General features: G+C 61.2%; 23 protein-coding genes. 11 read left to right on the top strand and 12 right to left on the bottom strand.

All coding sequences use genetic code 11. The features are described 5' to 3' along the window. Window positions 1-27 precede the first annotated feature (27 nt). Window positions 28-423, top strand: coding sequence for a Cu(I)-responsive transcriptional regulator (gene cueR, locus Q1V43_RS10825; protein WP_300517693.1), 396 nt, complete (start codon window positions 28-30; stop codon window positions 421-423). 145 nt (window positions 424-568) lie between these two features. Further along, window positions 569-2,026 carry a multicopper oxidase domain-containing protein gene (locus tag Q1V43_RS10820; protein ID WP_300517687.1) on the top strand — a complete coding sequence of 486 codons (1,458 nt, stop codon included), beginning with the start codon at window positions 569-571 and terminating at the stop codon, window positions 2,024-2,026. Between the two features lie 228 nt (window positions 2,027-2,254). Here Q1V43_RS10820 and Q1V43_RS10815 read toward each other — a convergent pair whose 3' ends face one another. Genes Q1V43_RS10815 through Q1V43_RS10795 form a run of 5 tightly spaced genes read right to left on the bottom strand, consistent with a single transcriptional unit; the run spans window position 2,255 to window position 7,343 of the window. Further along, window positions 2,255-3,166 carry a glucokinase gene (locus tag Q1V43_RS10815; RefSeq protein ID WP_300517690.1) on the bottom strand — a complete coding sequence of 304 codons (912 nt, stop codon included), beginning with the start codon at window positions 3,164-3,166 and terminating at the stop codon, window positions 2,255-2,257. A gap of 5 nt (window positions 3,167-3,171) precedes the next feature. Further along, window positions 3,172-4,269 carry a sn-glycerol-3-phosphate ABC transporter ATP-binding protein UgpC gene (gene ugpC, locus Q1V43_RS10810; protein WP_300517647.1) on the bottom strand — a complete coding sequence of 366 codons (1,098 nt, stop codon included), beginning with the start codon at window positions 4,267-4,269 and terminating at the stop codon, window positions 3,172-3,174. Between the two features lie 4 nt (window positions 4,270-4,273). Continuing rightward, the gene (locus Q1V43_RS10805) at window positions 4,274-5,173 is read right to left on the bottom strand and encodes a carbohydrate ABC transporter permease (RefSeq protein ID WP_300517644.1); all 900 of its coding nucleotides are present in this window, start codon (window positions 5,171-5,173) and stop codon (window positions 4,274-4,276) included. Next, entirely contained in the window at window positions 5,166-6,038 is an 873-nt protein-coding gene (locus Q1V43_RS10800; protein WP_300517641.1) for a sugar ABC transporter permease, read from the bottom strand. Before Q1V43_RS10800 ends, Q1V43_RS10805 begins: the two co-directional genes overlap by 8 nt. 60 nt (window positions 6,039-6,098) lie before the next feature. Beyond that, the gene (locus Q1V43_RS10795; RefSeq protein ID WP_300517638.1) at window positions 6,099-7,343 is read right to left on the bottom strand and encodes an ABC transporter substrate-binding protein; all 1,245 of its coding nucleotides are present in this window, start codon (window positions 7,341-7,343) and stop codon (window positions 6,099-6,101) included. Window positions 7,344-7,564: 221 nt separating this feature from the next. Here Q1V43_RS10795 and Q1V43_RS10790 point away from each other — a divergent pair, with 221 nt between their 5' ends. Together Q1V43_RS10790 and Q1V43_RS10785 are read left to right on the top strand one after the other, a co-directional pair. Continuing rightward, window positions 7,565-8,305, top strand: a complete 741-nt coding sequence (locus tag Q1V43_RS10790; protein WP_300517635.1) for a response regulator transcription factor — start codon at window positions 7,565-7,567, stop codon at window positions 8,303-8,305. Further along, window positions 8,302-9,750 (top strand): HAMP domain-containing sensor histidine kinase, encoded by a 1,449-nt coding sequence (locus tag Q1V43_RS10785; protein WP_300517632.1) that lies wholly within the window; start codon window positions 8,302-8,304, stop codon window positions 9,748-9,750. Before Q1V43_RS10790 ends, Q1V43_RS10785 begins: the two co-directional genes overlap by 4 nt. Before the next feature lie 699 nt (window positions 9,751-10,449). Here Q1V43_RS10785 and Q1V43_RS10775 read toward each other — a convergent pair. Further along, a complete protein-coding gene (locus Q1V43_RS10775; RefSeq protein ID WP_300517629.1) occupies window positions 10,450-11,487 on the bottom strand; it encodes a LacI family DNA-binding transcriptional regulator in 1,038 nt (345 codons plus the stop codon). 201 nt (window positions 11,488-11,688) lie between these two features. Between Q1V43_RS10775 and Q1V43_RS10770 the strand changes: the two genes are divergently transcribed. Next, window positions 11,689-12,330, top strand: a complete 642-nt coding sequence (locus Q1V43_RS10770) for a cobalamin-dependent protein (RefSeq protein ID WP_300517626.1) — start codon at window positions 11,689-11,691, stop codon at window positions 12,328-12,330. Window positions 12,331-12,397: 67 nt separating this feature from the next. Further along, the gene (locus Q1V43_RS10765) at window positions 12,398-13,003 is read left to right on the top strand and encodes a hypothetical protein (RefSeq protein ID WP_300517623.1); all 606 of its coding nucleotides are present in this window, start codon (window positions 12,398-12,400) and stop codon (window positions 13,001-13,003) included. Between the two features lie 3 nt (window positions 13,004-13,006). On the opposite strand, the gene Q1V43_RS10760 is transcribed toward Q1V43_RS10765, so the two are convergent. The 6 genes from Q1V43_RS10760 to Q1V43_RS10735 form a co-directional block, all read right to left on the bottom strand. After that, window positions 13,007-13,741 carry a cytochrome b561 domain-containing protein gene (locus Q1V43_RS10760; protein ID WP_300517620.1) on the bottom strand — a complete coding sequence of 245 codons (735 nt, stop codon included), beginning with the start codon at window positions 13,739-13,741 and terminating at the stop codon, window positions 13,007-13,009. Continuing rightward, window positions 13,731-14,717 (bottom strand): hydroxyacid dehydrogenase, encoded by a 987-nt coding sequence (locus tag Q1V43_RS10755; protein WP_300517617.1) that lies wholly within the window; start codon window positions 14,715-14,717, stop codon window positions 13,731-13,733. Before Q1V43_RS10755 ends, Q1V43_RS10760 begins: the two co-directional genes overlap by 11 nt. Beyond that, window positions 14,714-15,967, bottom strand: coding sequence for a hypothetical protein (locus Q1V43_RS10750; RefSeq protein WP_300517614.1), 1,254 nt, complete (start codon window positions 15,965-15,967; stop codon window positions 14,714-14,716). The genes Q1V43_RS10755 and Q1V43_RS10750 overlap by 4 nt, the downstream gene beginning before the upstream one ends. A gap of 11 nt (window positions 15,968-15,978) precedes the next feature. Continuing rightward, entirely contained in the window at window positions 15,979-16,740 is a 762-nt protein-coding gene (locus Q1V43_RS10745; RefSeq protein ID WP_300517611.1) for an aldolase/citrate lyase family protein, read from the bottom strand. Continuing rightward, window positions 16,737-17,960 (bottom strand): uroporphyrinogen decarboxylase family protein, encoded by a 1,224-nt coding sequence (locus Q1V43_RS10740; protein ID WP_300517608.1) that lies wholly within the window; start codon window positions 17,958-17,960, stop codon window positions 16,737-16,739. Before Q1V43_RS10740 ends, Q1V43_RS10745 begins: the two co-directional genes overlap by 4 nt. Before the next feature lie 268 nt (window positions 17,961-18,228). Then, window positions 18,229-19,233, bottom strand: coding sequence for an ester cyclase (locus tag Q1V43_RS10735; RefSeq protein WP_300517605.1), 1,005 nt, complete (start codon window positions 19,231-19,233; stop codon window positions 18,229-18,231). Window positions 19,234-19,372: 139 nt separating this feature from the next. Here Q1V43_RS10735 and Q1V43_RS10730 point away from each other — a divergent pair, with 139 nt between their 5' ends. The 5 genes from Q1V43_RS10730 (at window position 19,373) to Q1V43_RS10710 (ending at window position 24,358) form a co-directional block, all read left to right on the top strand. Then, a complete protein-coding gene (locus Q1V43_RS10730; protein ID WP_300517602.1) occupies window positions 19,373-20,428 on the top strand; it encodes an ABC transporter ATP-binding protein in 1,056 nt (351 codons plus the stop codon). A gap of 79 nt (window positions 20,429-20,507) precedes the next feature. Beyond that, window positions 20,508-21,734, top strand: coding sequence for an extracellular solute-binding protein (locus Q1V43_RS10725; RefSeq protein ID WP_300517599.1), 1,227 nt, complete (start codon window positions 20,508-20,510; stop codon window positions 21,732-21,734). Between the two features lie 66 nt (window positions 21,735-21,800). Then, complete coding sequence (locus Q1V43_RS10720; protein WP_300517596.1) at window positions 21,801-22,826, top strand: sugar ABC transporter permease; 1,026 nt, start codon at window positions 21,801-21,803, stop codon at window positions 22,824-22,826. A 1-nt stretch (window position 22,827) separates the two neighbouring features. Next, window positions 22,828-23,709, top strand: a complete 882-nt coding sequence (locus Q1V43_RS10715) for a carbohydrate ABC transporter permease (RefSeq protein ID WP_300517593.1) — start codon at window positions 22,828-22,830, stop codon at window positions 23,707-23,709. Between the two features lie 124 nt (window positions 23,710-23,833). Next, window positions 23,834-24,358 carry an ester cyclase gene (locus tag Q1V43_RS10710; RefSeq protein ID WP_300517590.1) on the top strand — a complete coding sequence of 175 codons (525 nt, stop codon included), beginning with the start codon at window positions 23,834-23,836 and terminating at the stop codon, window positions 24,356-24,358. The last annotated feature ends 53 nt before the right edge of the window (window positions 24,359-24,411 follow it).

Below are 24,411 nucleotides of genomic sequence, written 5' to 3'. Positions count from 1 at the left end.
CTGGCTGAATTGGAGGAAACTATGAACCTGAATATCGGAGATGTTTCCAAGCGCACCGGTCTTCGCCCGAAGACCATCCGCTACTACGAGGATATCGGTCTGGTCAAACCGCTCAGGGACACGAATGATTATCGCGTCTTTCGCGAAACCGACCTGCACAAGCTGATCTTCCTCAGCCGCGCCCGCGCCCTGGGGTTCACCATCGGCGACTGCCGCAACCTGTTGGCGCTCTACGAGGATGAAACCCGGGCCAGCTCGGACGTGAAAGAGATCACGCGTCAGCATCTCGAAGAGATCGAGGCAAAGATCAACGATCTGCAGGCCATGCACGCGACCCTGACCCACCTGTCCGAGGAATGCGCGGGCGATCACCGGCCCGATTGCCCCATTCTGGAAGGTCTCAGCATCGACAACTGCCACTAATCCAGACCAATCAAAGCGTTTTGCCTCGTTGTCGAGGTACAGGAATGAGGCAAAACGCGCAAAACATATTGATATTAAGATATTTCGAGGTCAACTTGTGACCCAACTGGATCTCGTGTCGTTCAACCCAAAAGAAAGGTCAAACATGATCACGCGCCGCACCGTGCTGTCCGGCTTGGGCTCTGCCGCCATGCTGTCTCAATTGCCCACCCGCGCATGGGCCGATGTCCCGGCGAAGGCACTGCAAATGCCCCTCTTGGTGGACGCTGTGGAGACCGGACGCTTTGCGATGACGGCGCAGGCCGGCATTACGAATTTTCTGGGCCGTGCCGAAAGCCGGACCTGGGGATTTGAGCAGCCTTTTCTTGGCCCGACGCTGAGACTGCATCACAGGTCCGAAACCGCAGCCGAGGTCCGCAATGGCCTGGACGAGGCGGTCTCGGTCCATTGGCATGGGCTTGTGGTGCCGGGTGACGTGGATGGCGGGCCGCATCAGCTGGTGCAGCCCGGCCAGACCTGGTCTCCGGTCCTGCCGATCGATCAGCCACCCGCGACCGTCTGGTATCACAGCCATACGCATGCAAGGACGGCAGAGCAGGTCCAGATGGGGCTGGCGGGTGTGCTGCATCTGACGGACGGACAGGACGACGCGCGTGGCCTGCCGACGGCCTACGGTGTCGACGACCTGACGCTTGTCCTGCAGGATCGCCGCTTCGACCGGGACGGGCGCATGGCCTACCGGGTGTCCATGCCTGACCAGATGATGGGGTTTCTTGGGGATACCATGCTGGTCAACGGTCAGGTCGGCGCGACGGCCGTTGTTCCCAAGGGGCTGGTCCGCCTGCGCCTTCTGAACGGGTCCAACGCCCGGATCTACACCCTGGCCCTGTCGGACGGGCGCCCGATGCACCTCATCGGCACCGACACGGGGCTGCTGGACCGTCCCATCGCGCTGGAGACCCTGACCCTGGCTCCCGGTGAACGCTACGAGGTGCTCGTGGATTTCGGCGACGGGATGGAGGTTTCGCTTCTGAGCGGGCAGAACATCAACGAAGGAATGATGGGCGGAATGATGGGGGGACGGCGCGCCTCCGGCCCACCGTTCGAGGTTCTGCCCTTTGTCGTCGACCCGCAGGTGCCGGTACGAGTTTCACGCCTGCCAGAGGCCCTCGGCGGGTCACGTCCAAATATGAGCTCAAGCGATGCCGTTGAACGGCGCATCACGCTCGACATGGCCATGGGGCCCGGCATGATGATGCGCCGCGCAGAGAACCGCTTTTCGATCAATGGGCAGCCCTTCGACATGTCGACACTCAACTTCACGACCCGGGTCGGGCAGCTTGAGAAGTGGACAGTCTCGGCGAACATGATGATGCATCCCTTCCATGTCCACGGTGTCACGTTCCAGGTGCTCAGCGAAAACGGGCAGGCCCCGCGGCCGCAAAACACCGGATGGAAGGATACCCTCCTCGTAGACGGCGCGGCCGAGATCCTGATGCGGTTCGACCGTCCGGCCGCCGAGGCGCGGCCCTACATGTTCCATTGTCACATTCTTGAACATGAGGATGGTGGAATGATGGGGCAGTTCGCGGTCAAGGGCTGACATCGCAGCGGGAGGCAAAGGCATGGCACGAACACCAGTGCATGGCCGCGTTCCAAGCGATCGGTTCGCTGTCATTCGTGGCCATTGCAGCGTATGCCGGCGACGGACGTGCTTTCGGCATCCGGGGAAAACTCCTCCGGACTTCTGCGAAAACCATCTAGGCTTGCATGGCTTGTAATGTAGAGACCCGGTTTGCCGGTGCCTATCCACGCACCGCTTCCGCGGCGGCTACCTCGTGTACAATGCACACCCTTTCAACGCTGCCGCGTCGTCAAGAATTGTGTGAACCGGAGCCGAATGCAAGGTATTCAAGGGAAACGGAGCCCGAACAATTTCGACGAAGCTCGCCTTGGCGGGTGAGGTGAGAAGGTTGCGAGCAACCCCGCCGGCAAAGAAAATCCCTTTTCTGGGAAGGAAGGCAAGCATCAGGTTCCGAGTGAGGATGGCCAGGAGTGCGGCATAGAACGCCAGAAACTCCTGTTTCCGGTGGGAGAAAGCAGCACTTTTCTCAGACTCTTCCGAGGGTGTGCGCGCGAGATCGAGTTCATACAAGGCTGCATAACCCCGGCCAGAAAATACATGTTCAATCGTAGAAAAACCAGACGCTGCTTGCCCAAATCGTTCACCAAGCCTCGCAGCAATATCCACCGGAAGGCTGATGTGCCCATATTCCACTTCCAGGTTTTCCACCCAGGTGTTCGAGAAGATCACGGGTGATACATTGAACCCGGTCCCGACACCGACGACCAACGCCTGCCCGCCCTCACCGGCCTCCACCTTGGGGGCAAAGACGGAATCAAGGCTATCAGGTTCAAGAAAGTTGCAGGCCTGCCCAAGTGCGGCCAGATCATTAAGGAGCATAAAGGGACGCCCACTGAGCCGGTTTGAAAGATGCGTTTCCCCGAAGGACCAATCCCGGTTCGTTAGGCGGGCTTCACCGCCATGGATCGGGCCAGCGACGGCCACCACGGCATCGGTGATCTGAGTTCCCCTCCTGTCGGAGAAGTAACACTCCATCACGCGGTCGAAACTTGGAAAGTCGTCGTTTCGAAAGCTTTCGATCGAACCCGCTTCCAGTTCGCCGTTGCGGGACAAACCAAAACGCGTGTTCGTCCCGCCAACGTCGGCAACCAGTCTCACACCGGTCAATTCAGACGTTCCCCGCTTTCAGGAACAAAGTAGGAGACCTTGCTCAGATCGAAAGCCAGCGGCAGCATCTCACCAGACTGCGCACTCGTTTCAGCATGCAACCGCGCTGTCACGTGTTTTCCACCAAGCTGAGACACGACATATGTGTCGGCGCCGGCAGGTTCCACCATATCGATCAGGCAGTCTGCTTCCTGCACGTCTTCACCCGCGCGGAACCCTGCTTCGGCGATGTCTTCAGGGCGCAGACCCAGAATGACGTCCTCTGGCAAGTCCTTGGCATGCGCATCGATCAAGACCAGAGGCGCTGCACCGGCGCGCTCGATCTCGATCCGGGTGCCTTTGCCATTGGCTTTCGTGCGCGCCGGGATCAGGTTCATCGCCGGGCTGCCCATAAAGTCCGCCACGAACAGGTTGGCGGGCTTGTTGTAGATCTCGGCCGGGCTGCCGATTTGCTGCACGATGCCGCTCTTCAGCACGACGATCTTGGTGGCAAGCGTCATCGCCTCGATCTGGTCGTGGGTCACATAGACCATCGTGGCGTTCAGGTTCTGGTGCAGCTTCTTGATCTCGGTCCGCATTTCCACACGAAGCTTGGCGTCGAGGTTGGACAGAGGTTCGTCGAACAGGAACAGCTTCGGGTCGCGCACAAGCGCCCGGCCCATGGCGACACGCTGCCGTTGACCGCCAGAAAGCTGGCCGGGACGGCGGTTCAGAAGTGGCTCGATCTGCAGCTGCTGGGCCACTTCCTGAAGCTTCTGTTCTTGCGTCGCTTGATCCACACCGCGCACTTTCATGCCGAAGGTGATGTTCTTGGCAACTGACATGGTCGGGTAGAGCGCATAACTCTGAAACACCATGGCGATGTCACGGTCTTTTGGGCTGACCTCGGTCATGTCGCGCCCGCCAATGTCAATCGTGCCGCCGGAGGTGGGTTCCAGCCCGGCGATGCAATTGAGCAGCGTGGACTTGCCGCAGCCCGAGGGGCCGACCAGCACCAGGAAGTCCCCCGGCTCGATCGCGACGTTGATGTCCTTCAGGATCTCGGTCGACCCATAGTTCTTGTAGAGGTTTCGGATGTCCAGGATGTGAGCCATGGGATTAACCTTTCACGGAACCCGCGGTCAGCCCGCGGATGAAGTATTTGCCGGCGACGACATAGACAAGCAGGGTGGGCAGGGCGGCGATGATCGCGGCAGCCATGTCCACGTTGTATTCCTTCACGCCGGTGGTCGAGTTGACGATGTTGTTCAGCGCCACGGTCACGGGTTGCGTTCCTGCCTGACTGAAAGACACGCCGAACAGGAAGTCGTTCCAGATCTGGGTGAACTGCCAGATGACGGTGACGACGACAATCGGCAACGACAGCGGCAGGAAGATCGACCAGAAGATGCGGAAGAACCCAGCCCCATCCACCTTGGCGGCTTTCACCAGCTCTTGCGGGATCGACACATAGTAGTTGCGAAAGAACAGCGTGGTGAACCCGATACCGTAGATCACGTGCACGAAGATCAGCCCCGGAATGGTTCCAGCGATGCCCATCATGCCCAACATGCGTGCCATCGGCAGCAGCACCACCTGGAATGGGATGAAGCAGCCAAACAACATGAGCGAGAAGATCAGGTTCGCACCTTTGAACTTCCATTGTGCAATCACGTAGCCGTTGATCGCACCAAGAATGGTCGAGATTGCAACTGCCGGGATCGCAAGAATAACCGAGTTCCAGAAGTAGGGGCGAAGGCCTTCACATTGGATGCCGGTGCAGGCACCGGACCAGGCCGTGCGCCATGCCTCGAACGTGACTTCGCGGGGGAAGGCCACAAGGCTGCCGGTGCGGATCTCCTCGAGGCTTTTCAGCGAAGTCGTGACCATCACGAAAAGCGGCATCAGGTAGAACAGGGCAAACAGGCCCAAGAGGGTGAAGAGGAGCCAGCGCAGGGCAATGCGGGTCCAGTTGCGGCTGGCGGCGCGGGCGGGTGCGGACAGGGTCATGTCAGTCATGTTTCACCCTTAATTCAGAGTAGAGATAGGGAACGACGATCGCAAAGACGACGGCCATCATGACCATGGCAGAGCTTGCCGCCTGTCCGATGTCCCCGCGCGAGAACGCCATGGCGTACATGTAGGTCGCGGGCAGGTCCGTGGCGTAGCCGGGGCCGCCGCCGGTCAGGGCGATGACAAGGTCAAAGCTCTTGATCGCAAGGTGAGCCAGTACGATGAAGGCTGACAGGAAGATCGGGGCCATCGACGGTATGATGATGGCGGAATAGATGCGCCAGCTCGGGATGCCATCGACCTGAGCGGCCTTGATGATCTCTCCGTCCACGCTGCGAAGGCCTGCCAGGAACAGTGCCATGACGAAGCCCGAAGCTTGCCAGACGCCTGCAATGACAATGGCGTAGATCGCCATGTCCGGGTCGATTACCCAGTCGAACGAGAAGCTCTCGAACCCCCAGTCACGAACCATCTTTTCGATACCCAGGCCGGGGTTCATGATCCATTTCCACGCGGTGCCGGTAACGATCATCGACAGCGCCATGGGGTAAAGGTAAATCGTGCGCAGCACGCCTTCGGTGCGGATCTTCTGATCCAGCAGGATCGCGATCAGCAGTCCAAGAACCATCGAGATGAGGATGAACAGCGTGCCGAAGATGAAAAGGTTCATCATCGCGGTATCGAACCGTGGCGATGCAAACAAGCGCTCATATTGGATGAGCCCTTCAACCTCGTATTTTGGCAAAAGCCGCGAGCGGGTCAGCGATACCCAGGCTGTCCAGGCGATGAAGCCGTAAACGAAAACGAGGGTGGCGATGAAAGAGGGTGCGAGCACCATCTTGGGGATATGACGTTCAAGCCATTCGGTCATTGTAACGATCCCTGAAAAAAGAGGCCCCACACCTGTGACCAGGTGCGGGGCCAGGGAGATTTACATGGAGTTGGCGACAGCGTCGACCAGCATGTTCACAGCGTCTGCCGAGGACATGTCCGAGTTGAAGTGCGCGGTCACAACGTCGGTGATTGCACCCGACTGCGCGCCACGCAGTGCCATACCGTGGGCATAGCTGGGCAGTAGCGAGCCGTTGTCAGAGCTTTCGTTCATGTCTTTGGCGGACAGACGCGCACAGCTGTCGAAATCGTCCAGAGCAACGTCAACACGTGCCGGGATCGACCCCTTGTTCAGGTTGAACACTTTCTGGAAGTTCTGACCGACGATCAGCTTGGCCAAAAGGTCCTGACCAGCTTTCTTGTCGTCACCGTCCACGTTGAACATGGCAAAGCTGTCCACGTTGTAGAGAAAGCCATCCCCCGGAACGGACGCACACAGGAAGTCTTCGCCTGGCGCTTTGCCAGCGGCAAGGAATTCACCCTTGGCCCAGTCTCCCATGATCTGGAAGGCGGCTTCGCCATTCATGACCATTGCGGTGGCAAGGTTCCAGTCACGACCCGAGAAGTTGTCGTCCACGTAGCCACGCATCTTGCGCATCTGGTCGAACACCGCGACCATTTCGTCGGATTTCAACGTGTCCATGTCCAGTTCGACAAAGGCTTTCCGAAAACCATCGGCACCAAGGATGCCCAGCGCGACGGCCTCGAATACGGTGGCATCCTGCCAGGCCTGACCGCCATGCGCGAGCGGCGTGACGCCGGCTGCGGCCAGCTTGTCGGCGGCGGCGTTGAACTCGTCCCAAGTGGTGGGCATGGCGATGCCATTGGCTTCCAGAACGTCGGCGTTTGCCCAGATCCAATCAACGCGGTGCACGTTGACGGGGGCAGCGCACCAAGTGCCTTCGCACATCATGTGACCAGCGATCGAGGCAGGCAGAACGTCAGCCCAGCCTTCAGCTTCTGCAACAGATGAGATGTCTGCCAGAACGCCCTCTTCATACCATTCCTGAATGGCAGGGCCTTTCAGCTGGACGGCGGTCGGCGCGTTGCCCGACAGGACACGTGCGCGCAGTGCGGTCATGGCAGCATCACCGCCGCCACCGGCGACAGGCATATCGGTCCAGGTCCCACCATTGTCGGCAAACTCTTGTTGCAGAACGGCGACAGATTTGGCTTCACCACCGGATGTCCACCAGTGCAGAACCTCGGCCTGAGGTTCGGCCACGGCGGTCATGGCGCCAGTGACAGCAATGGCCGAAACGGCCGCGAATACGGATGTCTTCATTGGTTTTTCCTCCCTTTGGCCACCCAACCGAGTGGCACTGAACAAAGCTTGCCGACCGGAGCCGTCATTGCGCAACGCCAGAAGCAGGGCTGCCACGCACCCGGCATCAGTTTTTCGGGCGTTTTGTTACGTGATGTTACGCAAGCCTTGATTTTGTTGCACCCTGTTACAAACAAACGGATTGTAAGGCCGGTACTTTTGGCCGAGCGGAGGCACATCACATGGCGATTCCCAGACTGCTTGTCGTCGATGATGACGCAGAGACACGCAGCATGATGACCCAGTTTCTTCAACAGAACGGGTTCATGGCCTTCCCTTGCGAAACAGAAGACGCAATCCGCCACCATCTGAAGGGCGGTCGGGTGGACCTGATCCTGCTTGACGTCATGCTTGCAGATGAAAACGGCGTTGAGATCTGCGCCCGGCTGCGCAGGGAGCAGGACGTGCCCGTCATTCTGGTGTCGGCCTTGTCTGCAGATCACCACCGCATGGCGGGCTATGAGGTCGGCGCGGATGACTATATCGCCAAGCCGTTCAACCCCGAGCTTCTGCTTGCCCGGGTGCGCGCGGTCCTGCACCGCGCCAATCGCAGCGCCTCTTTGGTCTATCGACGCAGCATTGCGGTTTTTCGCTTTGCGGGCTGGTACTATGATGCCAAGCGGGACGAGGTTACTTCGCCCCAAGGCTATCAGGTTGCCCTGTCGCGCAAGGAAACCGCGCTGCTCAAGGTCTTTCTGGCCAATCCGCACATTCCCTTGACCCGTGAAGAGATCGCCGCCGCCCTGGATGTCACCGGCGAAACGCAGGGCACCCCCGATGGCTCGGGCCGGGCAATTGACGTGCTGGTCGGACGGTTGCGCGGCAAGATCGAGGTCGATCCCAAGTCGCCCGAACTGCTGCGAACCGAACGTGGCACCGGATATGTCTTTGCCACCGACGTTACGGTCGAGGACAGTGCATGAGCAAGGGGTTCCGCCTACAGACCCTCGGGGGTGCTCTGATCCTTGTCTCTTTCGCCACGGCGTTCGGGTCCGCATGGTTGTGGTTTGCCTCGACCCGGTCCTGGCAGGATCACCTGACTCTCAGCTATGTAACCGGCATTTCGCTGTACGAAGCCCTGCGCACCGGGGCCGAGCCGCCGTCTGGGATCAATGTGACCGTTCTGGACGCAGGTGAATCCGCACACGCCAATCATGGCGAGTTTTCGCGTCTGTCCGATATCCCCACACCTGCCTTCGTGACCAACGTGTCGATCAAGGGCCCGGGGCGCGACCCGGTTTCGGGGGATACGCTGTCGCTGGGTATCGTGTCCGGCAACCTGCGATACTCGGTGTCCGAGTTGGTCTCGAACGAAGGCCAGGCCGCAGCCCAAAAATTCGGCAACGTCACTCGGCTGTTGGCGACCTATTGCAGCGAACCGATCCTTTTTGCCCGGATGGGGGCGCAACAATGGCGTCGGATCGACGGGCGCTCGGTCTGGGGCTGCGATGCCGCCCCAACAGACCTGCGTCTGCTGGCGGTTCTACTGTGTCTGGTAGCCCTGGCGATCCTTGCCACGCTTGTGCGCGACACCTCGGCCCATTTCGACCGCTTCGCTCGCGCCCTGCACAATCGTCGCCGCCTGGGCGGGCCGCAGAGCTATGAGGTGCAGGGACCCGAAGAACTGCGCGATATCGTTCTGGCCGTGAACAGTTATCTGGAACATGAACGCACCCAGCTTTCAAAACGCGCAACGGTTTTGTCAGGGGTCAGCCACGACCTGGGCACCCCGGCCACCCGGTTGCGCCTGCGAACAGCCCTGATCGAGGACGTCGGCCTGCGCGACAAGTTCGAAGCCGATATCGACAGCATGACCGAGATGATCGAAAGCGTCCTGACCTATACACGCGCCGAACTGAACGAAGAGACGCCACGCCAGTTATCGTTGACGTCCTTAGTCGAAGCTCTTGTCGCGGACTACGAAGACCTGGGCCGCCCCGTGACCATCCGAACTCTGGACCAGCCCTTGGTCGAAGGCGGACGGTCCGTGTTTGCCTCCAGCCTTGGTCATGGGGCTCTCCCGGAGGTTCAACGTATTCTGGTCATGGCGCGCCCAATTTCACTGAAACGCGCCATATCGAACCTGATCGAAAACGCAATGAAATATGGGCGCCGGGCCTCGGTCGAACTGACCGCAACTTCGGACCACGCAACCATCGTGGTCGAGGACGAGGGATCGGGCATGTCTGCCGAAGACATTGAGGCCGTGGTGGCGCCGTTCAAGCGTGGGGATAACACCAAGGCCGTCGACGGTTTCGGACTGGGTTTGACCATTGTGGCAACCGTGGCCGAACAGCATGGAGGGCATCTTCACTTCGAAACCGGTACGCAAGGTTTGCGCGCTTGTCTCGAAATTTGCAGGAACTAAAATTGGCCCTCTCCCCTCGAATTGGTCCACCCCTGGCCGCCGTTCGATAGCGTGACCGACGCTGCGGCGCGGCTTTGGCAAAGCAGATTCTGAAACGACCCTGACCCAGCCCTCTGAAATCAGTCCATTGAGGTGTTGGTAATCCTCCCAAGAGAGGATGGACCATGAAACGCGGATCAACATGCGATCGCTGTCGATATTGCCGGCTTTCAGGAGGGTGACTTCGCTGGCGCGCAACCCGCCGCCATAGGCCACGCTGAAGGCGGCCCGGTAGCAGAGCCCCGGCCCGGGTGCCGCTTCGAGACTGCACGTGACCTCTTCGGCGCTGAGGACCACGGGGATCTTCTTCGCCGCCCGCAGATACATCGTCTGCGTCTTCGGCTGCAGACCCTTGATCTGCATATCTTCGGAAAACGCTGGCGCAGCTTCGGAACATATTGATCGGTCATCAAAACCTCCTGTCATCAGATTGAGAAGGTCCCAATCGTCAAACAGGTTCGTCAGTTCACAAAATCCACAACGCTCAAATTATCGCGCAACACCCGACGCAAGCGCCAATACCGCGAAAGAGGTTTCGTCCTCGTCCCGCTTGGCGGACTTTCAGCCTGCTTGCTCCGATGAGCGGCTCTACTCTGAAGCCGGGAGGAGCGTGGGAAGGAGCGCCGGGACTCCATTCAGGCTTCATTTTCAGGCGGCCCCTCAAGGGGAGGATGAACCAACCTGGCGCACGGTGTTTCGGATGATCAGGCGCCCTTCGAACCGGCGAATACGCGGGGGCAGGGCGGGGCTTTCCATGCTTTCGACAAGATTGTCGACCGCATCCTTTATCATGCGGCGAACCGGTTGTCGGATGGTGGTCAAGGCATGGCCCGCCCAACCGGCCGACGGGATGTCGTCGAAGCCGACCAGAGAGAAGTCCTCGGGAATACGCAGGCCCAACTCGTTGCGGGCGGCGTGCAGCACCCCCAGGGCCATGACATCGCTGGCGCAGAAGACCGCGTCCGGGCGGTCCTTGCGGGCAAACAGCCGCAGAGCGGCCTCGCGTCCGCTGTCAAAGGTGTAGTCGCCGGTCTCGTGCCGAAAAATCTGCCGCCCGGCCTCAGCCAGGCGCTCCTCGAACCCGGTTTGGCGTCTGGTCGAGGTGGCGTCACCTTCTTCCCCGCCGACGAAGGCGATGCGGGTGTGACCGGCCTCCAGCAGGATGTCGGCCGCCATGCGTCCACCCTCGTGGTTGTCGATCTCGACCGAGCTTGCGTTCAGGCCCTCGGCGCTCCGGTTGTAAAGCATTACCGGAATGCCCTGTGTGTTACAGGCCCGTGCCATCTGGTCGCTGAGAATGGCTGAAAGGACAATCGCCCCGTCGATCTTGTATTGCATCAGCGTGTTCAGGGCGGTGTCGACCTCGGCTTCCGTGTCGACGGTGAACAGCAGCATCTGCCAGCCCTGCGCCTGGATGCCCCGGCTGAACTCGGCAATCGTCTGGGCAAAGAACGGGTCTTCCAGGCGGGTCACTATGACGCCGACCATGCCCGATTTCTGATGAATGTCCTTGCGCGCCGTGGACATGCTGCGGGCAATGGCATTTGGCTGGTACCCCATCTCGCCGGCCACCTTCAGGATGTGTTCTCGGGTCGGTTTGGAGATCGAAGCACCGGGCGAAAAGGCCCGCGACACGGCGGACTGGGACACACCGGCGGCCTTGGCCACGTCATAGGATGTGATCGACTTGCGTGGCATCCGCGCTCCTGAATCCTGCTCTTATCTCTGTCCCCGTTCTAGAAGATCGCGTTTGGCTTGGAAAGGCGCGGCGGGCCCTTCGGGGTGGGGTCAGGGCCGTGCGTGTTTCACGCGCCCTTGACGGATGGCGCAATTCATGAATATTGAATGCGCATGCACTAAATGTGACGCGCAACAGAATCAGCAAGACCGGAGATCGCCATGCTGTCGGAAGACGAAAAGGACGAATTGTTCGAAGCCATCTGTGATGGGGACCGCGAGACCGTTGTCGCGCTGGTCAGCCGCGAACGGGACGCGGGCGGGGACATGGGCCTGCTCCTGAACGATACGATGATCCCGGCCATGGCCGAGGTCGGCGAACAGTTTTCCGCTGGCGAAGTCTTTGTGCCCGAAATGCTGGTGGCCGCTCGCGCGATGCAGGGTGGAATCGACATCATTGAACCGATCCTGGCCAAGACCGATCACGAGCCGGTCGGTAAGGTGTGCATCGGCAGCGTAAAGGGCGACCTGCACGATATCGGCAAGAACCTTGTCGTGATGATGCTGAAGGGCGCGGGCTTCGAGGTTGAGGATCTGGGCGTCGATGTGCCCGATGAAGAATTCGCCGCCGCCGCGGATCGCGGCAACCAGGTGATCTGCCTCAGTGCGCTTCTGACCACCACGAAGCCGCAGATGATGAATGTGGTCAACCACCTGAAAGAACAGGAAAAGGACGTCAGGATCGTCATCGGGGGGGCGGTCATAAACCAGTCCTATGCGGATGCGATCGGCGCTGATGCCTTCGGCGAGGACGCCCCTGGTGCGGTCAACGCGGTCAAGCGGGCCCTGGGCCTGGCCAACTGACGCGGACCGTCCCGTCGTGAGTTTCGTCCTGCTTTCCACGGCCGGGGCCCAGTCCTGGCAAGTCCCGGTGGCTGATCTTCTGGACCCCGCGCTGCGCCGCCTCAAACGACAAAAACAGTATGCGCGGGTTCTTGAGCGGGGCGGCAACCGGGCAGCGGGGCTGCTTGAGTGGTTCGCACAGGCCAGCGGATGTATCCGGGCCCTGGCCGATCCCATGATCCTCCTGCAACCTGTTGCCGCTGTGTCGAAAATGGGGGGGATCACGCTTGCGGATCGGGTTCACCTGGATGGGACCGACTTGGCGTATGCGGTAGATCGGGGAGCCGTCGTCACGGCCTACCTGGTCACGATGGGCTATTCCCAGACGGTGGCCTTCGACTGGCTGGACGGTGACTATGCCGCCCATCACGTGCAAAGCGACGTGGGCAACGAAGCCCTGTTCGAACTGGGGCGCCGGGCGCACCGGCTGCAACGCGACACCGCGCCAGGGGCACGGTTGCGCCGAGTCTCGGTCCAGGCCAGCGATCTATGCGGTCAGCAAAAGGTCTGGGATCCTGAAAAGGTGCAGGCGCTTCTGAGCGTATTCGAAGACAGAAACCCTGGCGTCACGGTCACGGACACCGGGTGCTTTCAGCCCCTGAACACGTTGCTGGGGCTGACCATTCGATCCTAGGTCTCAGGGCTTCATGTCCTGCGCTTTGATCATCTCCCGATACCGCCGCCTGTTGAACGGGTTCTCAGGGTGATAGCCATAGACCGAGCTATAGGTGTCATGGTTGTGCCCGCGCCCTTGCAGCAGGATCGAGGCGACCAGCCCGGCCAGTACGGTCCCCCCGAAGGCAATCGCGATCCCCGGCATCCAGAACTGCGACAGCCCGGTGGCGACGGCCCCGCCTGCGCTGAACAGCGCGAAATAGCCGGAGGTCTTGTGATAGGCCTCGAACCACCAGCGTTGCGGCGCCATGTCGAAATGGTCGCCGCCCCAGGTCGTGCGATCCTCGGGATCCGAAGCGGGGGCCTTGCGGCCGCCGTGGCTGCCACGAAACCAGGCTGATATGGCTTGCCCCAGACCCAGCAGGATCGTTGCCAGGCCAAACCAGGCGTGCAGGGTGCCGGAAAAACCGCCGCTGAGCATCATCGCGAAACCGGCGCCTGCCAGAGCCAGCGTGATCGCGGTGTAGAGCGCGTATTTGTGGAAGCTCCAGGGAAACTCGGGCCAGGCCCATTTGGGCGTGCCGCGCGGGATGCCGTAGGGGGTGGGGCGGATTTTGCCAAAGCGCAGCAGGATCACCGCGACGGGCACCAGCACGAACCAGATCGCGAACATCAGGATCGCGTGGTTGTCCCAGTGGATCGGGATGGTGATGTCCAGCAAGGGGATGCGCCCCTCGGTCGGGATATCATAGTGCATGGCCAGCCTCTTTCAGCGCTGCCGCGTTGAAAACCAACACCGGGTCCAGCGCGCCTTTCAGCCCGGCCAAAATGTTCTGCGCCGCGACCACCCCCATGGCGCGGGTGCTTTCCGCGCTAAGGGCGGCGGAATGGGGGCTGAATACCACGTTGGGCAAGGACAGGAGTGGCAGGTCCGGGGTAGGCGGCTCGGAGGCCAGACAATCGAGCCCGGCGCCACCCGCCGACATGTGGCCGCACAGCGCATCGTGGAGCGCATCCTCGTCCACCAACCCGCCACGCGCCGCGTTGATCAGGATCGCCGTGGGTTTCATCCGTGCCAGTTCCCCGGCGCCGATCATTCCCATGGTTTCGGGTGTGGCAGGCAGGTGCAGGCTAAGCGCATCACCCCCCGGCAAGGCCGCCTTCCAGTCGCTGACCGGCGTGTACCCGGCGGCGCGCACGGCATCGGGATCGACAAAGGGGTCGAACACCTGAACCGTCATGTCGAAGGCCGCTGCGCGCCGTGCCACCTCGCGACCGATCCGGCCAAACCCCAGTAAAAGCAGGGTCTTGCCGTTGAGTTCGCTCAGCGCCACGGTGCTGCGAAAGTTCCAGTTTCCCGCGCGCACAGCCGCATCGCTGGCGACGGTTTTCTTGCTCAATGCCATCATCATTGCCAGCACCTGTTCGGCCACGGACACGGCATTGACCGGGCCGACGATGGTGACGGGAATGCCCCGCGCACCCAATTCGGCATTGGGCAGGTTGTCACAACCAACCCCATGGCGCGACACCACTTTCAGGTTGGGCATGCCCGCCGCCATCTCGGGCGTGATCACCCCGTATCGGATCAGCAGCGCATCGGCCTGCGACAGGCTTTCCATCGGCAGGTGGGCGCCGGGGTCTTCGAACAGTTCGATCTCCAGACCCGGTTCTGCATGAAGCAGCGCCATACCATCCGGGTGGATTTTTCCTGCGATCACCAGCCGGGTCATGTCAGGCCATCCATTTCCATGATGTAGAGGCCCGCGTTCATGTCGGTGGTGTAGATCAGCCCCTGCTTGTCGACATAGACGTCGGTGGTGTCGACCACGATGGGACGGTTCGGGCGGTAGTCCATCAGCTTTTTCGGCGCGGGCGGTACGCAGGCGGCGACCTCTTCCGGGCGGAACGGGTTCGAGATGTCGTAGACGCGAAGCCCCGCGTTCTGGTAGCTCACGAACATCAGATCCTCGCTCACGAAGCCTTCGGAGCGGTTCTCGTGCACGTTATGCGGGCCGAACTGACCGCCCTTGTTCCTATAGTCGGCCTCGGACGGGGGCAGGGTGGTGGCGATGGTGACAGGGTTTTCCGGCACTGAAATATCATAGACCCAGTTGCGTTTGATCCCGTCTTCGCAATTGTCGGCCTGGCTTTCCTCGACCACGAACAAAAGGCCCCGATCCAGCAGCGGCAGGGTGTTGTGGGTGTGGCCGGCGAAGGGCGGGCAGGGGTTGTCATGGCTGATGAAACGCGGATTGAAGCGATCCGACACGTCGATCAGCGACATGCCCCCGTCGCGCCAGGCGGCGGCGCCCAGGTCGCCCTTGATGATCGCGTGGTGCAGGGCATAGCGGTATTTCGGATCCCACCACGGCTCCTCGCCGCCCGCCGTATGCATCCCCTCGCGCCAGAGCTTCGAGACGACTTCGGGTTTTTCCGGGTTCTTGAAATCGACGATCATGAAAATATCATCCGAGAAGCCCGGCGGCAGGGCCGAGATATAGGCCCAGTCGCCGCCATCCCAGAATACCCGGTGCACGCCCAGGCCCGGAACGTCGAGGAAGGCGATCTCGCGCGGGTTTTCCCGGTCGGAGATGTCATAGACGCGCATCCCGGCGGACCAGGGTTTCTCTCCGGCAATGTCGACCTTGTCGGCTACCGAACCCTTGTAATACTCGCCCGGATCGAAGGCGCCGGAGGTTTCAACCTTGAGCATGTCGCACATGTTGTTGACGATCAGGATGTCGCCATGGGTCTGCAAGTGCTGCGACCAGGTGCCTTCCGGCTGCGGGATGTGTTTCACGAAACGCGGGTTCATCGGGTCGCGCACGTCGATGATCGAAAAGCCGTTGTTGAACACATGGCCGACATAGGCATAGCCGTTCGAGACCATGATCTGGATGCCGTCGGCGCGACCACCCTGGTCGCTGTGGCCGATCAGGCGCATGTTCTTGGCATAATCCGGGGTCAGAAGATCGGACATATCGTTTCTCCTCAGGAGGTTGTGTCGGGTTTGCGGGCGGCCAGGGCCTTGGCACCCGAGAACAGGAAGGAGTGGTCGGAGCCGCTCAGAAAGAAGCTGGCGCCCTTGTCGCGCCAGGGCGACATGTCTTCGGTGGGGGCCACGAACAGCCCGGTGGTGGCACCTTTCGCGCCCAGAACCTCGCCGCAGAGCGCGGCAATCTCGGGGTCGCCAAAGTCGCTCTTGCCGTAAGAGACGGTCAGGTCGGCGCGTCCGACAAACAGCGCGTCCACACCATCCACGGCGGCAATCGCACCGGCGTTCTCGACGCCTTCGCGGTCCTCGATCTGGCAGATCAACGTGACTTCGGCGGCCGCACGTTCGCGATGTTCGGGCAGGGGCAGGGCGCCATAGCCGCCCGCCCGCGTCGTGCCGGCGATGCCACGCCCGCCGGGCAGGTAGCGCATTGCGCGCGACAGGCGTTCGGCCTGATCGACGCTGGTCACATGGGGCACGACCACCCCGGCCGCGCCGCAGTCCAGCACATTCAGAATGAAGGCCGGGTTGTCGTCCGGCACGCGCACCAGCACCGGCATGCCCACGGCCCTGGCGGCCAGCAGGCAGAGGTTGGTGGATGTCTTGTCGAAGGGCGAATGCTCACCGTCGAGAACAAGGAAATCCAGATCGGTCGCGCCCAGAACCTCGATCACCGTGGGGTGGGGGGTTTTGATGAAACACCCCACCAGTTGTACGCGCGCGATCAGCGCCGCGCGAAACCGGGCGTGCGGGCTCATTCTCCGCTCTCCCGCGCTAGCCGTTCAAAATACGAGGCCTTCGGCTCCAGCGCCGCGTCCACATCCAGTGGATAGCGCCCCATCTCACGCACCAGCTCAAAGAACTGCAACGAGTTTTCCGGCGGAATGTCATGGCCGATGTTGTGGCAGGGCGCAATGATATAGCCGCCGTCCTGACCCAAATCTTTCAGCCGCCGCGCCACTTCCCAGCGCAGCTCCTCATGGGTGGCGCCGGGCATCATCTGCTGCACGTCCATGGCGCCGTGGAAGGCCAGACGGTCGCCGAATTTTTCCTTGATGACCGAGGTGTCCTCCATCCCCGTGGTCGAGGTCTGCACCGGGTTCAGAATGTCTGCGCCAGTTTCGATCAGGTCCTCGATCAGCGGCAGAACGGCCCCGTCGGTGTGCATCATCAGATAGCAGTTGCCCGCCTGTTTGATGTGTTGGTGCAGCCGGGTGTGAAACGGTTTGATGCGTTTGCGATAGACCTTGGGCGAGATCAGCAACGAGGTCTGGCTGCCAAGATCGTCGGTGACATAGGCCAGGTCGACATAGTCGCCGACCTCGTCCATGAACCGGGTCCACATGTGGCAGAGCGTGTCGGTAATCTTGCCCATCAGCGCGTCGGACAGTTCCGGGTTGATCACCAGGTCCATGAAAAACTGCTGATAGCCGCGCATTTGCAGGGCCGACATGAGGGGGCCCGCCTTGATCGCGTCGGCGCCCAGCACATAGCCGGTGGTCTCATGAAGGTGTTTGGCGCGTTCGCGCAGGCCTGTGAATTGGGCGGGGTCTTCGGGGTCGGGCCAGCAATCGGCGTTCAGCACGTCCTCGGCGGTCTCGCAATCCGCCAGAGGGGACTTGGCCAGGCTGTCCACGGCGTAGTGATCGCCATGTGCGCCCTTGTAGAGTACGCCCCACATGTCGATATAGCCGTCCTCGAGGTCATCGCGTTCCGTGACCTGGACCCAATTGGGCACCAGCCAGCGGAAATCGACGCCGAATTGCTCCAGCAGCGCCTCGTCGGGCACCACGGTCTGGGCCATGCGGTCCAGGATCACTTCTCCGTTTTCCATCGCGAGACCGGGCAGATGCGGCTTCAGCGCGGCGTAATGGGTCTTGTGGATCGAGCCGATGTGCTTGCCCATGTCCAGCGGCACCCATTCCGGTCCGCTGCGTTCCATTGCGGCTTTGAAATTCTGTCGCGGTGTCATCGCCATCGGCGCTTTTCCTCTTCCCTTCCGGCGGCGCGGATCGGCGGGGCTGGATTCGTTTTTGAATTGCATGAATGCGCATTCAAATAAGATCGCATTTATGCGATTGTCAAATGAAAACCCGCCCCATGGGATGTGCGGCGGGGTGTCGCTGGGGTGGGGGAGGGCTGTTGGAGCGCCGAGTCGCCTGTTGGCCGCAAGTGGTGCGGAGCAGGGGCCGGGGTTGGGCGGAAAGGTGCGTGGCGCAAGTCGTATTGCCACGCCGAAGCGGTTGTCAGGTCGAGAGCGGGGTTCCGGTGGCCCGCGTCAGAATGTCGACGCCCTGGGTTTTCCAGAAATACAGCAGGTCGATGAATATCCAGTTCTCGGCCAGCTTGTCCCCATCGCGGCGATAGATGTCGATTACCCGGAATTCTCCCGATTTGCCCGTTGCGGGCATGTTCATGAAGCCACCGGTGGGGGTGGCGATGAAATTGGGCCAGCCGAAGAAACCACCGTAGTTGCCCTCGGCCAGGCGCGCCACGTGGGCGGTTTTGGAGCGGTCGGTGAACCCGGCACGGAAGGGGCCGGAATGCTGCTTGACATAGCGTTCAATCGTGTAGGTCGCGCCGATCCCTTCCGGACCCCACCAGATCATATCCTCGGCCCAGGTCTGGCGCAGCTCTTCCTCGAGGCTGAGCCCGCTGTCCCATTGTCCCAGGTCGCCAATCATGTGGTGGATCAGGTCCAGCGTGGCCTGGCCCTCAGCCGGATCCTGAGTATTGTAGAGCAGCCCGTCATGGGTCGAGGGCCCTGGCTGCACAAGGTGCTGCGCGGTCTGCGGGCCGAACGGATTTTGGCCCGCCTGTACCATCAGGTGCGGGATGTCGAAAAACATCGCGGTCTCGGTTATCCGGCCGTTTTCGACCCGGTGGAATTCGCAATAGCGCAGGAAGGCCATCTTGCCGGTCGGACGAATGCCCAGCCAGGGCGCATCAAAGAGGCCCATCAGATGCCCCATGGAAACGACCCAGGTGCTAGCCCCCCCGTCAATGTGATTGGCGCCCGCGAAGAAGATGTCCTCGCGCCGCTGGATTGGACGCAGGGCCGCGCGCAGGGGTGCCCAGAAGGTCCGCGCGACCGCCTCGGCGCCGGTCAGCTCACCGAACGGATGGAAGCCACGCCACTTGTAATCGGGGGCCGTGTGGCGGTTTAGGGCGGCATTGAAATCCACACCGTCCACATCCAGTTCGTCCTGCATTGCCCGCACCAAGGCCTTCTCTTCCTGAAAGTCGCTCACTTTTTTCTCCACCTGTTCAGCACCTTGACTGGTAATGTTGCATGCGTATGCAAAAAGAGCTTGCCAAAATACCCCTCCTTTGTCCAGTATTCTTGCAAACGTATGCAAAACGTAGCCGATTCCGACGGGAGGATGTCGAATGGCGGAAATTCAACTGCGCAACCTCAGCAAACGCTGGGGCAGTTTCGTAGGGGTTCAGAACTTTGATCTCACCATTGCAGACAGGGAATTCCTTGTACTGCTGGGGCCGTCGGGCTGTGGCAAGACCACGACGATGCGAATGATCGCCGGGCTGGAGGATGCCACGGATGGCGAAATCCTGGTCGATGGCAAGCGGGTAAATGACCTGGAGCCCAAGGATCGCGACGTGGCCATGGTGTTCCAGAGCTACGCGCTCTATCCGAATATGAACGTCTACGAAAACATCCGCTTTCCGCTGAAGGTGCGCGGTATCGACCCCAAAACCCATGACGAAAAGGTGCGCCGCGCTTCGGCCATGGTCGAGCTGGATGAGTTCCTGCACCGCAAGCCGGCCGAATTGTCTGGTGGGCAGCGTCAGCGTGTCGCGCTTGCCCGCGCCATCGTACGGGAACCAAACGTGTTCCTGATGGACGAACCGCTGTCCAACCTCGATGCCAAGCTGCGGGTATCGACCCGGGCCCAGATCAAGAACCTCAGCCACGAGCTGGCGGTCACGACGATCTACGTGACCCATGACCAGATTGAGGCGATGACCCTGGCCGACCGTGTGGTCATCATGAAACAGGGTGTGGTCCAGCAGGTCGGCACCCCGGTCGAGATTTATGACACCCCCGCCAACACTTTCGTGGCCAGTTTCATCGGCAACCCTGCGATGAACCTTCTGGAAGGTGTGGTCGAAGGCGGTGTTTTTCGCTCCGATCACACCGAGGTGCGCGGTCTGGATGCGCCGGACGGGCGCGTCACCCTTGGCTTCCGGGCCGAGGATGCAAATGTGGTCGAAGGCGGGGCTGGCGGCGAAATCAACGCTCCTATCTACACGCTGGAGCTTCTGGGCGACAGCACCATGGTCTCGGTCCGGCTGGGAGGACAGCTGGTATCGGTCAAGGCCGACAAGACCTTCCGCGCCGAGATCGCCGACAAGGTCTCGCTGCACATCCACACCGATCACTGTCACCTGTTCGATACGGCAACGGGTGCACGTCTCGGGGAGTGACCCCAATCCATACCGCCTTGGCGGAACAACCCGGATGCAGTCTTCGAAGATGCATCCAATTCCATAGGGAGGAATACCAATGTTTCTGAAGAAAGCGGCCCTTGCCAGCACAATCGCCCTCTGGGCCAGCGGTGCGATGGCCTGTGAAATCGGCGCCCGTGTGAATATCATCGGCAACGAATTCCCGGCGATCCAGACCGTGGGTGCGGGCGCTGCCGAATGCACCGGTGCCGAAGTGACCAAGAACCTGACGGCCGACCACAAGGACATCCACGTGGCCGGCATGCAGGGCAACCCCGCTGAATATACCTCGGCCATCGTCGCCAACTCGACCCTGACCATTCTGATGAACGACGATCTGGTTCGGCCGCTTGACGACCTGGTGGCCAAGTATGGCCAGGGCCTGCAACCCAGCCAGTTGATCACCATCGACGGCAAGGTCATGGCCGTGGCCTTCATGGCCAATGCCCAGCACCTGATGTACCGCAAGGACATCCTGGCCGACCTGGGCGTCGAGCCGCCCAAGACCTATGAGGAAATGCTCGAGATTGCCCAGATGATCCGCGACAAGGGGATCATGCAGAACCCGGTCGGCGGCGCCTATGCGGCGGGCTGGAACCTGGCGCAGGAATTCAACAACATGTTCATCGGCTACGGCGGCACCTTCTTCAAGGAAGGCAGCGCGGAGCCGAACGTGAACTCGGAAGCCGGCGTGAACACGCTGAACATGATGAAGGCGCTGTCCGAGTACATGAACCCCGACTTCCTGACCCATGACTCGAACGCCACCAACGCGGAATACCGTGCCGGTAACGTGGCGCTTCTGAACATGTGGGGCTCGCGCGCTGCGACCCAGACGACCGCTGACGGTGTGACCGAAGAGGTCAAGGCAGGTCACGCGATTGCCGGTCCGATGACCGTGGGCGGTGGCTCGATCCCGGCCTCGACCCTGTGGTGGGACGGCTGGACCGTGGCCAAGAACATCAGCGACGAAGAGGCCGAGGCCACCTTTATCGCCATGATGAACGGCATCCGCCCCGAGCTGATGCAGGATGCGGAAGTGGCGTCGCAGGCCGTGTGGCTGATCGAAGGCTACCAGCCGACCGACGCTGCCGTGGGTGTTTTCGAGGCCGCTCAGGCGGGCACCAAGCCCTATCCGATGGTGCCCTACATGGGCCTGATGCACGGGGCGCTCGGCAACGAGCTTGCCGACTTCCTGCAGGGCAAGGAAAGCGCCGAGCAGGCGCTTGCTGACGTCGAAGCGGCCTATCGCGCCGCCGCCATGGAAAAGGGCTTCCTCAAGTAAGCCCTTCCTCCCGCCGGAGAGGGGCGACCCTCTCCGGTTCCTTTCCCACTCAGCCCGGATCCCGAGATGAAACATCGAACATTCTTCTGGTTCTTTCTGCCGACGGGTCTGGCGATGCTCCTGTTCATCGCTTTTCCAATCGTGTCGGTCGTGATCCAGTCGGTCTTTGCTCCGCATGAGGCCGTTCTGAAGACGGTCGAGAACTGCACCCCCCTGGTGGGTTGCACAACCGAAACCACGATTGATCAGGAAGCCACCCGTGAAATCCGCGAGGCACAGCCGCTGGGCCGCTTCGTCGGGCTCGACATCTACCTCGACCGCGGACACCTGGCGATTACCGAACTGGCACAGGCCTGGGAAAGCAGTGACAACTGGGGAGACTTCTGGTCGGGGCTGTTCAACCTGCCGCTCTACCGGGCGCTGGCGTTCACACTGACATTTACCTTCATCGTCACCCCGCTTCTGATCGTATTCGGGCTGATGATCGCGCTGGCGGTCAACTCGCTCAACCGGCACCTCAAGGGCCTGATGATCTTTTTTTCGCTCCTGCCGATGATCGTGACCCCCCTGATCGGCTCCCTGATCCTGTTCTGGATGGTAGACAGCCGTGGCGTCATCGGATCCGCGCTGGTCGCCCTTGCGGGAGATCCCAATTTCTCGCTCAAGGCGTCGACCGGGCTGACCTGGGTCATGCTCATCGTCTATGGGGTCTGGCACGCTGCACCCTTTGCCTTCGTGGTGTTCTATGCAGGTTTGCAGACGCTGCCCAAGGACCAGATCGAGGCGGCCCAGATCGATGGGGCAACCCGCTGGCAACAGATCAAATACGTGGTCGTGCCGCACCTCATGCCGCTGGTGACATTCGTGGCACTGATTCAGCTGATGGACAACTTCCGGGTCTTTGAACCCGTGGTCGGGTTCAATGCCGCGGCGCATGCGACGTCGCTTAGCTGGATCATCTTCAACGACCTCGGCGGCGAAACCCGGCAGCTTTCGGCAGCTTCTGCAACCTCGGTTCTGACAATCATAGGCGTGGCCATCCTGCTGTCGCCGGTGCTGGTGCGGACCTGGCGTGACTTCAAGGGCAAGTAACATGGCATCCAAAGCACAAAGAATGCCCACCGGGCTCCGTATCCTGACCAGCGGCTTCGTCCTGCTCTGGTTCATCCTGGCCGCCTTTCCGTTTTTCTGGACGCTCTGGGGATCGTTCAAGGTCGAGCTCGACTTCTTCTCGATCGCCGACTGGACCAATGCCCTCACGGGCGAGCGCACCCAGGCCACCTACGGGCGGCCCGTCACCGGCGCCGGCTATTTCGGCGCGTGGGTGCAGGAGGAGTTCTGGCGCAATGTCATCAACACATTCCTGGTGTGTTTCTTCGTGGTCTGCACCTCGCTGACCATCGGCACGCTGGGGGGGTACGCCCTGTCGCGCTCCTCCTACCGCTATACGTTCTGGCTGCTGATCACGGCGCTGATCTTCCGCGCCATGCCGCCGATCACGCTTGTGGCGGGCTACCTGCTGCCCTTCTTCGAATGGAATGTCTGGGGTATCCTGCCGACCACCGTCATCGTGCTCGTCGCGATCAACCAGCCCTTTACCCTGTGGATGCTGCACTCGTTCTTCCAGAACATCCCCAAGGAGCTGGACGAAAGTGCCAAGGTTGACGGCTGCACGCAGTTTCAGGCCTTCCGCCATGTCATCGTGCCCGTCATGTGGCCCGGCGTGATCACCACCGGTCTGTTCAGCTTTCTTCTGGCCTACAACGACTTCGCCGTGACCGCGATGCTGCTGAGCGAGAGCAACCGCACCATGGTGCCGGCCATCGCGGCCTTCCTTGGCACGACCTATACGGAAGGCAACGTGATGTTCGCGGTCGCCGCCGTTGTCTCGGCCACCGCACCGCTGTTCGTCCTGGTGATGTTCTTCCAGCGCCAGATTGTCAGCGGCCTGACCGCAGGCGCGGTGAAGGGATGAGCGCGGCTGCTCGCAACAAAGCCATGTCGCGTCATCCGGCCCTCAATCGGATGCCGCGGGATTTCCTGAGCGGGGTGTGCCTCACCCCCTCACAATCCCACGACATGCACGAAGGAGAGGCCCGATGAAAGGCTCCCGCCCCGAACAAGCGGTTCTGACCCGCGACACCGACATGACAAAGACCGACGAAACCCGTCGCGTGATCGAAACCATGGTGGATGGCCTGAACGACCACCGCATCGACGATATCGGCGAGTTCTTCGCGGAAGGATTTCGCTGGATGGGCAACCGGGGCTGCGGTGCCAAGACCGGGCTCAAGGAGTTTCAGGACAACTGGCAGCGCCCGTTCCAGGCGGCCTTCAGTGACAAGACCTGTATCGACGAAGCGCGCCTTTACATGGGCGAATGGGCGGCCGCCTTCGGCCGTCAGGAAGCCACGCATTGTGGTGAGTTCCTGGGTATTGCCCCCACCGGCAAGCGGGTCGAGATCCGCTACATGGACTTCTGGAAGGTCGAGGACGGGAAGATCACCGGCAACTGGGTGATGGTGGATTTCCCGCACGTGCTGGCGCAGCTCGGGCGGGACGTGTTCGGCGGCGAGGGCTGGGAGGCCTTCGACCGGGGCGAGAAGGAACCGCCGCGGCCCTGAGCCCGGCGAAGGAGGACGACATGGCGATCGAGCACCTGAAACGCGGCAAGCCC

Source organism: Aliiroseovarius sp. (assembly GCF_030148435.1).
Lineage (GTDB): Bacteria > Pseudomonadota > Alphaproteobacteria > Rhodobacterales > Rhodobacteraceae > JASBTN01.
The sequence above is the reverse complement of the archived record's forward strand: the minus strand, read 5'-3'. Positions and strand labels throughout refer to the sequence as shown.

Excerpts from the sequence above, each read along its gene's own strand:
- Q1V43_RS10790 (WP_300517635.1), top strand. The coding sequence starts at position 7,565 with ATGGCGATTCCCAGACTGCTTGTCGTCGATGATGACGCAGAGACACGC.
- Q1V43_RS10750 (WP_300517614.1), bottom strand. The coding sequence starts at position 15,967 with ATGTCCGATCTTCTGACCCCGGATTATGCCAAGAACATGCGCCTGATC.
- Q1V43_RS10760 (WP_300517620.1), bottom strand. The coding sequence starts at position 13,741 with ATGCACTATGATATCCCGACCGAGGGGCGCATCCCCTTGCTGGACATC.
- Q1V43_RS10715 (WP_300517593.1), top strand. The coding sequence starts at position 22,828 with ATGGCATCCAAAGCACAAAGAATGCCCACCGGGCTCCGTATCCTGACC.
- Q1V43_RS10710 (WP_300517590.1), top strand. The coding sequence starts at position 23,834 with ATGAAAGGCTCCCGCCCCGAACAAGCGGTTCTGACCCGCGACACCGAC.
- Q1V43_RS10730 (WP_300517602.1), top strand. The coding sequence starts at position 19,373 with ATGGCGGAAATTCAACTGCGCAACCTCAGCAAACGCTGGGGCAGTTTC.
- Q1V43_RS10720 (WP_300517596.1), top strand. The coding sequence starts at position 21,801 with ATGAAACATCGAACATTCTTCTGGTTCTTTCTGCCGACGGGTCTGGCG.
- Q1V43_RS10805 (WP_300517644.1), bottom strand. The coding sequence starts at position 5,173 with ATGACTGACATGACCCTGTCCGCACCCGCCCGCGCCGCCAGCCGCAAC.
- Q1V43_RS10740 (WP_300517608.1), bottom strand. The coding sequence starts at position 17,960 with ATGGCGATGACACCGCGACAGAATTTCAAAGCCGCAATGGAACGCAGC.
- Q1V43_RS10800 (WP_300517641.1), bottom strand. The coding sequence starts at position 6,038 with ATGACCGAATGGCTTGAACGTCATATCCCCAAGATGGTGCTCGCACCC.
- Q1V43_RS10820 (WP_300517687.1), top strand. The coding sequence starts at position 569 with ATGATCACGCGCCGCACCGTGCTGTCCGGCTTGGGCTCTGCCGCCATG.
- Q1V43_RS10785 (WP_300517632.1), top strand. The coding sequence starts at position 8,302 with ATGAGCAAGGGGTTCCGCCTACAGACCCTCGGGGGTGCTCTGATCCTT.
- Q1V43_RS10725 (WP_300517599.1), top strand. The coding sequence starts at position 20,508 with ATGTTTCTGAAGAAAGCGGCCCTTGCCAGCACAATCGCCCTCTGGGCC.
- Q1V43_RS10770 (WP_300517626.1), top strand. The coding sequence starts at position 11,689 with ATGCTGTCGGAAGACGAAAAGGACGAATTGTTCGAAGCCATCTGTGAT.
- Q1V43_RS10755 (WP_300517617.1), bottom strand. The coding sequence starts at position 14,717 with ATGACCCGGCTGGTGATCGCAGGAAAAATCCACCCGGATGGTATGGCG.
- Q1V43_RS10795 (WP_300517638.1), bottom strand. The coding sequence starts at position 7,343 with ATGAAGACATCCGTATTCGCGGCCGTTTCGGCCATTGCTGTCACTGGC.
- Q1V43_RS10745 (WP_300517611.1), bottom strand. The coding sequence starts at position 16,740 with ATGAGCCCGCACGCCCGGTTTCGCGCGGCGCTGATCGCGCGCGTACAA.
- Q1V43_RS10775 (WP_300517629.1), bottom strand. The coding sequence starts at position 11,487 with ATGCCACGCAAGTCGATCACATCCTATGACGTGGCCAAGGCCGCCGGT.
- ugpC (WP_300517647.1), bottom strand. The coding sequence starts at position 4,269 with ATGGCTCACATCCTGGACATCCGAAACCTCTACAAGAACTATGGGTCG.